11 protein-coding genes are annotated in these 9,023 nt (G+C 62.4%); 7 read left to right on the forward strand and 4 right to left on the reverse strand.

What is annotated here, in order from left to right; all coding sequences use genetic code 11:
• Positions 1–37: 37 nt before the first annotated feature.
• On the forward strand, positions 38–244 hold the full coding sequence (locus BRA1253DRAFT_RS45630; protein ID WP_007601550.1) for a GDCCVxC domain-containing (seleno)protein: 207 nt from the start codon (positions 38–40) through the stop codon (positions 242–244).
• A gap of 144 nt (positions 245–388) precedes the next feature.
• On the forward strand, positions 389–736 hold the full coding sequence (locus BRA1253DRAFT_RS33105; RefSeq protein WP_007601551.1) for a hypothetical protein: 348 nt from the start codon (positions 389–391) through the stop codon (positions 734–736).
• Positions 737–993: 257 nt separating this feature from the next.
• Here BRA1253DRAFT_RS33105 and BRA1253DRAFT_RS33110 read toward each other — a convergent pair whose 3' ends face one another.
• From BRA1253DRAFT_RS33110 to BRA1253DRAFT_RS33120, 3 genes are all read right to left on the reverse strand, one after another.
• Positions 994–2,532, reverse strand: a complete 1,539-nt coding sequence (locus tag BRA1253DRAFT_RS33110) for an FAD-dependent monooxygenase (RefSeq protein WP_007601552.1) — start codon at positions 2,530–2,532, stop codon at positions 994–996.
• Between the two features lie 247 nt (positions 2,533–2,779).
• Positions 2,780–3,181 (reverse strand): response regulator, encoded by a 402-nt coding sequence (locus BRA1253DRAFT_RS33115; protein WP_245286017.1) that lies wholly within the window; start codon positions 3,179–3,181, stop codon positions 2,780–2,782.
• A gap of 86 nt (positions 3,182–3,267) precedes the next feature.
• Positions 3,268–3,468: a hypothetical protein gene (locus tag BRA1253DRAFT_RS33120; RefSeq protein ID WP_007601553.1), complete on the reverse strand. Its 201-nt coding sequence runs from the start codon at positions 3,466–3,468 to the stop codon at positions 3,268–3,270.
• Between the two features lie 353 nt (positions 3,469–3,821).
• Here BRA1253DRAFT_RS33120 and BRA1253DRAFT_RS33130 point away from each other — a divergent pair, with 353 nt between their 5' ends.
• From BRA1253DRAFT_RS33130 to BRA1253DRAFT_RS33150, 5 genes are all read left to right on the forward strand, one after another.
• Positions 3,822–4,121: a hypothetical protein gene (locus BRA1253DRAFT_RS33130; RefSeq protein ID WP_007601554.1), complete on the forward strand. Its 300-nt coding sequence runs from the start codon at positions 3,822–3,824 to the stop codon at positions 4,119–4,121.
• Between the two features lie 62 nt (positions 4,122–4,183).
• Entirely contained in the window at positions 4,184–4,609 is a 426-nt protein-coding gene (locus tag BRA1253DRAFT_RS33135; protein WP_007601555.1) for a GNAT family N-acetyltransferase, read from the forward strand.
• Positions 4,610–4,846: 237 nt separating this feature from the next.
• A complete protein-coding gene (locus BRA1253DRAFT_RS33140) occupies positions 4,847–6,115 on the forward strand; it encodes a CaiB/BaiF CoA-transferase family protein (RefSeq protein WP_007601556.1) in 1,269 nt (422 codons plus the stop codon).
• 107 nt (positions 6,116–6,222) lie between these two features.
• Positions 6,223–7,452: an acyl-CoA dehydrogenase family protein gene (locus BRA1253DRAFT_RS33145; RefSeq protein WP_007601557.1), complete on the forward strand. Its 1,230-nt coding sequence runs from the start codon at positions 6,223–6,225 to the stop codon at positions 7,450–7,452.
• 9 nt (positions 7,453–7,461) lie between these two features.
• Entirely contained in the window at positions 7,462–8,007 is a 546-nt protein-coding gene (locus BRA1253DRAFT_RS33150) for a flavin reductase family protein (protein ID WP_007601558.1), read from the forward strand.
• A gap of 25 nt (positions 8,008–8,032) precedes the next feature.
• Here BRA1253DRAFT_RS33150 and BRA1253DRAFT_RS33155 read toward each other — a convergent pair whose 3' ends face one another.
• The gene (locus BRA1253DRAFT_RS33155) at positions 8,033–9,004 is read right to left on the reverse strand and encodes an NAD(P)-dependent oxidoreductase (protein WP_088941410.1); all 972 of its coding nucleotides are present in this window, start codon (positions 9,002–9,004) and stop codon (positions 8,033–8,035) included.
• Between the last annotated feature and the right edge of the window lie 19 nt (positions 9,005–9,023).

Below are 9,023 nucleotides of genomic sequence, written 5' to 3' on the forward strand. Positions count from 1 at the left end.
TCCTTGGTCCAGAGCAGCGCGCACGGTAACATCTCGGATGATCTTAAACTCTATCATCACGTGCCCGAAGTGCGGTCACGCTGCTACCGAGGTCATGCCGACCGACGCCTGCCAGTTCTTCTATGACTGCAAAGGCTGCGGCGAGCGCCTGAAGCCGCTCTCTGGCGACTGCTGCGTGTTCTGCTCCTTCGGCACCGTTCGCTGTCCGCCGGTTCAAGAGACCGGCAGGTGCTGCTGTAGCTAGCTGCCTTGAAGGAGTGCGGCTGCCGCGCCTGAATCGTCGGGCAAAGCACTGGCAGAATAGCATCATTGAAGATCAGCCCGCGCGGAGCAATCCGCCGCGGGCTTTGTATTTGCGGAGACTCGTTATTTAACAAACGGATTTCAAATGCCCAAATTTAGGAGAAGGACCGAGCCGCATCTTCCTGTTGCTCAGCATGTGCCCAGTGAAGGTTTCGGGGCACCAACGCTGGCCGATATCGAAACCCTGGCACGCGCCAAGACCGAAGCCGCACTCAACGTGCTTGCTGCCATCATGTTTAGAGAGACAGCGAATGCTTTTGCGCGGGTGGCCGCCGCAAACGCTATTCCCGATCGTGGGTGGGGCAAGCCGGTGCAGCCCTTGGCTACGGACGCACGGCCGCGCGAATTGCTGCAACGGATTGAACGCATCATCGTACATCCGGATCATTCATCGATAGTCAACAATGAGACCGGCGAACCCGAGGCTTCGTAAGCTTCGCATCGTCTTGTCTCCAGGCGAGGAATTGTAATGAACAAACGGTCGCCATCGACTCCACTGGAGTCTAAAGATATGCATCCACAGCAAGAGAACGCGGCTCCGATCGGTTTACCCCGATGGATGCGCGACGCGCTATCTCATCAGCCGGTCCCCACGCCACCGCAGCAAGCCGGCAGCGTCGATGAGCCTCCGCACGGTGAACGCGCGAATATTCGAATCTTGAGCCGCGTTCCTTCGCGCCCGACCGGAAACTAGTCTGAAGCCGGTCCGAACCATCTCGTGATCGCGTCCGCAAGTCCATGTTGGCTCTCATCTCCCACCCAGGCCACGTGCCCGTCGGGCCGCACCAGCACGGCGCCGGGTGCTGCGACTTGTCCGATCGCCGGAAGCTGCCACGGGCCCTCGCACTCGGCGTCGATGCGATCGACGCGATCTGCCCAGGGCGCGGTGTCGAGGCCGCCTGTCTTGCTGAAACTGAGCAGCAAGCCGCGCGCGCCGTGCAGCAGCGTGAACAGTCGCAGCGGCCGCCCGTCGACCGTCAAATCGAGATCGGGCATGCGGCGCCCGAGCAGCGCGTGTCCTTGGCCGAGATCATAGTGCACGTCGAGCCCGCTCATCATCGCGCCAAAACGTTGGCGCGGCGCGTCCATCGCGAGCAGCTCCGCGACGACCTCGCGCGCGGCCTTGAGGCCGTCCTCGCCGCGGCGGAGCAGGGCGATTTGCGCCATGGTGTTGCGCAAGGTCCGCGCGCCGACGGGATGACGCTCGGCGTGGTAGGTATCGAGCAGGCTGTCGGGCGACAGGCCCTTGACCACTTGCGCGAGCTTCCAGCCGAGATTGACGGCGTCCTGCACGCCGGCGTTGAGGCCCTGACCGCCGACGGAGTGATGGATATGCGCGGCATCGCCGGCGAGCAGCACGCGACGCTTGCGATAGGACACGGCCTGCCGTGCCGCATCGGTGAAGCGGGAGATCCAGGACGGGTTGTGGAGTCCGAAGTCGGTGCCGTATACGGCGACGAGGGCTTCGCTCAGATCGCGGGGGCCGGGCGCGCCGGTGCGATCGAGCGTCGCTTCCGTCACGACGACCAGCACGCGCCCGCTCTCGGTCTTGCTGAGGCCGTGAAAGCCGAGCGCGTCGTGGCGCAGGCCCCATTCCGGCTCGTCTCGCATCTCGACTTCGGCCATGAGGTTGCTCAGCGTCGGATCTGTGCCCGCGAAGTCGATGCCGGCGGCCTTGCGCACCAGGCTACGGCCGCCGTCACAGCCGACCAGATAGTTTGCGCGCAAGGTCTCGCCGCCGGAGAGCGTCACGTCGATGCCGGTCTCGTCCTGCGCAAAACCTGTCACCTCGAGGTTTCGATAGATCGGCACCGCGAGCTCGCTGACCCAGTCAGCCAGGATGCGCTCGATGTGGCTCTGCCGCAGGGCGAGCCCGTAAGCGTGCCGGGTGGGGAGATCGCTGATGTCGAGCCTGGTCCAGGCGAAGCCCGCGAGCTGGCTGATCTGTCCTTCGCGCAGGAAGCGATCCGCGACGCTGCGCTGGTCGAGGATCTCGATGCTGCGCGCGTGCAAGCCGCCGGCGCGCGTGCCGACCAGTTCCTGATCGGCGCGCCGTTCGACGACGGCGACATCGACATTTGCGAGCGCGAGCTCCGCGGCCAGCATCAAGCCGGTCGGGCCACCGCCGGCGATCACCACCGCGTGGTCTTTCACTTGGTGTTGCGTGTGCCGGGCGCCGGCCCCTTTGGCGTGGCCGCGCGTCCGGGACGTCGGAAGCAGTACAGGCATGTGATGACCCCTCGCGTGTGTATGGTGTTCGGGTCGAGGGTTCTACGGCAGGATCGGGGGCTTGAAGCAAGCCCGTTGCACACCACATATCTGGGTGGGGGAGAGGTTAATCCCTTGTCCGCGTTCGCCGCGTTGACACGTCGGGCAAAACACCGGCATAATGCCATCATCGAAAAAGAGTTTGGTTCAACCCGCGCGGACGCTATCCGCTGCGGGTTTTGTTTTGGGTTTTCTGGGCTTGCGACCTTCAGCAGATGCCGGTAGTCCGCTGCATGGTGCTGGCGAGTTCCTCGAACGAAAACGGCTTTCTGATCATGGGAAGGCCGTCGCGCCAGGGTTCACGCCCGGACAATTGCAGGATCTTCAGTTCCGGGCGGTCTCGCCTGGCCCGCTCGGCCAGTTCATGACCGTCCATGCCAGGCATGTTGATGTCGGTGATGAGGATGGAGATATCCTGGTTCTGCTTGAGCCGGTCGAGCGCATCGTGGCCGCTCCGGGCGCTGATGACTTCGCAGCCGAGATCTTCCAGCATGTCAACGATGACATCGAGCACGCTGGGATCGTCGTCGACAACGAGTACGGTATGGCTCATCGCACAACGTTCCTTCTGAAGGAATAAACGCGCCCGCCGTGGCGTAAGTTCCGGCACGGCCTGGTCGAACGAGCGATGTTTCAGACCTCGCGCAAGGCGCCGCAGAACGGCAACGTCGAGATGCGCCCCGTCTGCGGAGCGGCCTAATCGTCCTTCGACAAATCGCCGGGTTTGGTGGGAAGGTCGATAGGGCCGCCCTCGCCATTCACGAGATCGCAGTCCTTGTCCTGCATGTCGCCGGCGTCCTCAACGACGGCTTCTTGCGTGTCCCGCTCCTTGTCGCTGCGCGGCTTTCGTCCAGGAAGATTTGGCGACGTGTTTTGTGAGGTCGTCTTGAGTGTCATCTGCCGGCCCTCCTGATCGCCTAACGCGGCTTAAGCGAATTCGTTCGTTTGACACGTCTGCGAAAACACTGGCGGAATGGCATCATCGAAACGAGTTTGGTTCACCCGCGCGGAAATCTTCCGCCGCGGTTTTTTTTCGTCTCGATCAAGATCGGACGGTGGCGGCGCGTTGCGGCCACGCACTCGCCAAACCTGGTGCGCCGCCGGCCGTACCATCGCTGGCCGCGCACGCGCGAACGTGCCGGGCCGCGGCGCTGGGCCAGTGCTCGCGCCGCTGCGGTCTCCGGAGCTAATCTGGTTGTCTCCTACTTCGCCAAGCGCGGCTTCGAGAACATTGAGAGGATCATCAAGCGGTGAAGATGGCAGATGACGAAGTCAGGGCGATCGTTGCCGAGATGCTGGCTGAGCAACACAGGCTTCAGCAGGCGAACATCGATGCCATCGTATTGCGGACAGTGGCATCGGTGCTGGCGTCTTTCGGAATAGACGATGACGATCGAAAAGAGCTAAGGGCGGATTTTCAGCACCTGCGCCGATGGCGAAGGAGCGTGGAGCAGGCGCAGAGCTACACGCTCAAGGCCGTGATTACGGTGATCGCCACCGGCCTGATGGGCGTGGTTGGGCTAAGCGTCAAGTTCGTGCTCGGCAAGTGAGCCTCAGCCGCGACGACATTGCTGCATTCCACTCGCGTCATCCTTCGCCAACGGACCGTCTCATGTACAAAATTCGCATTGTCGATGCATCCGATGACGACATCGATACATTGGCCGACCTTCATCGGTTGAGGTTCTTCGATGCGGCTCCCTTGCCACAATTCGAGTTAGGGGCGTGGTGGCTTGCCTATCACGGCGATGAGCCGGTAGCCTTCGCCGGTGTCGTGCCGTCAACGCACATCCGAAATGGCGGTTATTTCTCCAGGGTCGGTGTGTTGCAGCGGCACCGGGGACGTGATCTCCAATGCAGGCTGATGCGGGTGATCGAGGCAAGGGCACGGCGTATTGGATGGGACAGCATCGTCTCGGACACGACGGACGATCTGGTGTCTGCCAATAACTTCATCCGGGCGGGCTATCGGCTCTTCGAATACTATGTGCCCTGGGCTTGGCCGCATACGCTTTACTGGCGAAAGCGGCTTCGCTGAACGAATGGAGCCAGGTTTCCCGTGATGCGGAACGCGATTCACGCAACGTAAAATGGTTCTCGCGAGATGAAGCGCAACACGGAACGTTCAAGGGCCCGGCAGCTCGACAGCTGCCGGGCCCTTTTTGCGTATTGAAGCGATGCGGGCGAAGGACTTGCGAAGTCGGCGGTGCCGGGCTTTAAGTTTGCTCCTGCGGGAAATTCGGCAACGATAAGCCGATGTAAGGGAGCGCCGTCGATGCCCACCAAGCCTCAATTGCCGGAACGTTCGTCGCGGGCGACGGGCGCGCCTACCGCGCTCGATGGTCTGCTGGTCGTCGATTTCACGCGTGTGGTTGCCGGCCCGGCTTGTACGCAGACGCTTGCTGATTTCGGCGCGCACGTCATCAAGATCGAGAATCCAGACGGGGGCGATGACACGCGTGCGTATGAACACGCCGAGATCGGTGGGGAGAGTGCTGCCTATCTGAGCCTCAATCGCAACAAGCGTGGCATCGCGCTTGACCTTACCGTGCCGGAGGCTCGTGAGATCGCGCTGGATTTGATTCGCAAGGCCGACGTGGTCGTCGAGAACTTCTCCAGCGGGGTCATGAAGAAATTTGGGCTGGACTATGAAAGTGTTGCGCCGCTCAATCCGCGGCTAGTCTATTGCTCAATCTCCGCCTACGGGCGCACCGGACCGTTTGCCTCGCGTCCCGGCTTTGATCCGATCACGCAGGCGGAAAGCGGCTTCATGTCGCTCAACGGATTTGCTGATGGCCCGGCGGTTCGCACCGGCCCGCCGATCGTAGACATGGCAACGGGGATGTCTGCCTGCAACGCCATCCTGATGGCGCTGTTGGCGCGGGATCGGCTCGGACGCGGTCAGCATGTCGAGGTCGCCCTGTTCGACGTCGCGATGGGCATGACCGGCTTCTATGGCATGGCCTATCTGATCAACGGCGAAAATCCCGGCCGGTTTGGTAACTCGCCGAGTGGCTCTCCTACCGTCGGCGTGTACGAGGCCTCCGATGGACCGCTTTACATGGCCTGCGCGAACGACCGGCTCTATCGCCGGCTGGTTGTTGAGGTGCTGAACCGGCCGGATCTGATCACCGATCCGCAGTTTGCCTCGCGCAAGGCGCGTTCCGAGAACAAGGAGCTTCTGCGGGCAGCCATCGCGGAGGTCTTCGCGAGCGATACTCTCGAAAACTGGATGACCAAGATGAAGCTGGCCAATATCCCGGTCGGCTATCTGCGGACGGTCGAGGAGGGGTTCAATGCACCGGAGGCGAGAGAGCGCCATCGCTTGAACCGGATTCCACATCGTACGGCAGAGTGGGTCCCGAACATCGAGCCGCCGATCAGTATGAGCTTGACGGGAGCGATCGATCCCGTGGCTGCCCCTTTGTTGGGCGAACATACCAACGACGTCCTGCGTGATACGCTCGGATACGACAATCTTCGGATCTCGGAGTTCAATCAAAGGGGGGCTTTTGGATCTGGCAAGCCATCGGAGCAGGTTTGAACCCAAGCAGGGCGTTCCCTTGGAACGTGCAAATCGCGCCCTAGCGCTGCATCCGCTTGATTTGGCGATGTTCCAGCCGCATAAATGCATGAAAGCGAGGGATGCGAATGGCGCCTGGTCAAGAGCCGAGCGTAGGTCGGGCCGCGGGGACGCAATCCGATGAACCTGCCCATGCGGCAATGGTCGCGAAGGCCGGTGCGCTCGTCCCACGGCTGCGAGAGCGGGCGGCGCGGACGGAGGAGTTGCGGCATTTGCCGCCGGAAACGGAGCGGGATCTGCACGAGGCCGGCCTGTTCCGGATGCTTCAGCCCAAGCGCATTGGCGGCGCAGAACTCGATTATGTCGCCTTGATCGATTGCGCGGACCTGCTCGGACAAGCAGACGCCTCGGTGGCCTGGAATCTGGCCAATCTGGCGAGCCATCACTGGATGCTCGGCATGTTCGAGCCGACGGCGCAGGATCTGGTCTGGGCCCGTGATCCGGACGCGCTGATCGCGTCCTCGTTCATTTTTCCTGCCGGACGTGCCACGAGAGTCGAGGGCGGATACCGGCTCCATGGCAGCTGGCCGTTCTCCTCGGGTGTTGCCTCCTGCGCATGGAACATGCTTGCAAGCGTGGTCTACTCCGAGGATGAGGCAGACGGCATCGAGTATCGGATATTTCTGCTGCCGAAGGCCGACTACAAGGTCCTCGACACCTGGAATGTCGCGGGGCTGCGCGGGACAGGGTCTTGCGACGTGGAGGTCAGGGACGCTTTCGTGCCCGAGGACATGACGGTTGCAGTCGGCGATCTTGACGGCGGTCCGACGCCGGGAAGCAAGCTCAATCCCAACCCGCTGTATGCGCTCCCCGTGTTCTCGCTGTTTCCCTACGTCCTGTCTGGCGTCGCGCTGGGGAACGCGCAGGCGTGTCTCGACGATTATGCGGAGGTCGTCCGTCATCGCATTTCCACCTACAACCACGCCAGGCTGAGCGACTTTCAAAGCACCCAGATCAAGATCGCCGAGGCCTCGGCGAAGATCGACGCCGCACGCCTGATCATGCGCTCGGCCTGTCTGAATGCCATGGCGGATGCAAGGCGGGGTCATATCCCCGATATGGCGACCAAGACCAGATATCGGCGCGACGGCGCTTTTTCAGTAAACTTCTGCACGGATGCGGTGTCGATGCTGTTTGCCGCGAGCGGAGCACGGGGCCTGTTTACGACGGGCGCGTTGCAGCGGCAGTTCCGCGATGCGCACGCGATCAATTCGCATCTCGCGTTCAATTTCGATGCGGCCGGGACCAATTATGGACGCGTGGCGCTGGGGCTGCCGTCCGAGAATCTCACGCTGTGAGGCCGGCCGATGAATGATCTGCCGAAGCAGCCGGCCGTTACCGATCCAGCCAACGAACTCGCGAGCGACAGCTCGCCGATCGATCCCCGCGATTTTCGCAGCGCGCTCGGCACCTACGCCACGGGGGTGACGATCATCACGGCCGCTGCTCCTGACGGCAAGCCCTATGGCCTGACGTGCAATTCGTTCACCTCGGTCTCGCTGAATCCGCCACTGGTTCTTTGGAGCCTGGTCGTCTATTCCTCTAGTCTGACCATCTTCCAGAACGCCAGTCATTTCGCGGTCAACGTTCTTGGCGTTTCGCAACAGGCGCTGGCGAGCAAATTTGCCAAATCGTCTGATGACAAGTTCACGGGTATCGAGTGGACGCCGGGCCTCGGCAACGCGCCGGTGCTCGCCGAGAGCGTTGCCAATTTTCAATGCCGCTCAGTCAATCGCTATTACGGCGGCGACCACGTGATCTTTCTCGGTGCAGTCGAGGCCTATACGTACAATACGAAGGAGCCGCTGCTCTTCGCGCGCGGCGCGTTCGGCCGATTTCTCGCCGACGGCTAGCGCAAGCAGTCACAGCAAGCGTGCTTCAGTTCGCGCTGGATGGTTCGGCGCGCCCTGCCGAAAGTTTGTAGATTTCGAGCGCATCCGCGTCCGCGCCTCGCGCGGCCTTGGCGAGCCTGAAAAGTTGTCCGGCGAGCGAGGCCATGGGCACCGGCGTCGACGTCGTCTGAGCGACGTCGGCGACGGTATCGAGGTCCTTGAGCATTGTCGCAATGTGACCAAGCGGCGGTAAGTGAATGCCCTGGGCCATCCGCGGCACGAACAGCTGCAACGGAATGGAGTCCGCGAAGCCGCCGGCGAGTGCTTCGGGCAACCGGTTGGCATCGATTCCGGCGTTCACGGCAAGGCGTGTTGCCTCCGCAAGAACAGCCATCGCGCATCCGACGATCACCTGGTTGCACAGCTTTGTGGTCTGCCCCGCGCCGGTCGGGCCCATGTGGGTGAACCTTCGTGCCATAGCGAGCACGTAGGGGCGGACCCGCTCGATATCGCCTGCTTTTCCGCCGGCCATGATGGCAAGCGTGCCTTCCTCGGCGCCCTTGGTACCACCGGAGACCGGCGCATCGATCCAGCCCGCGCCGTTCGCCGCTAACAATCGCGTTGCAAGGTCCCGTGCGGCATCAGGATGGATCGACGAGAAGTCGACCACGAGCTTGCCGGCGCCGGGCGCAGTTGAGATGCTCGCGGGGCCGAAGATCACCTCTTCCACGGCGGCCGCATCCGTCACGCACATGAAGACGATATCCGAGCTCTCCATCAAGTCGCGTGGGCTGGCTGCGCGCCTGGCACCGGCTTCGACGAGCGCGGCCATCTTCCCTTCCGAACGGTTCCAGACAGTGACCTGATGGCCGGCGTTGAGCAGGCGCCGGCTCATCGGTGTCCCCATCAGTCCAAGGCCGAGATAGCCGAGCCGCTCGACGCCTTGCGGGTTTGTCTTGCTCCCTTCAGCCATAGGTTGCCTCCATCTGTCGCTCCGCGACGCCGCGCGACGTTGCATTACCATACATGGTGTATCC

Origin of the sequence: Bradyrhizobium sp. WSM1253, assembly GCF_000244935.1 — a bacterium.
Lineage (GTDB): Bacteria > Pseudomonadota > Alphaproteobacteria > Rhizobiales > Xanthobacteraceae > Bradyrhizobium > Bradyrhizobium canariense.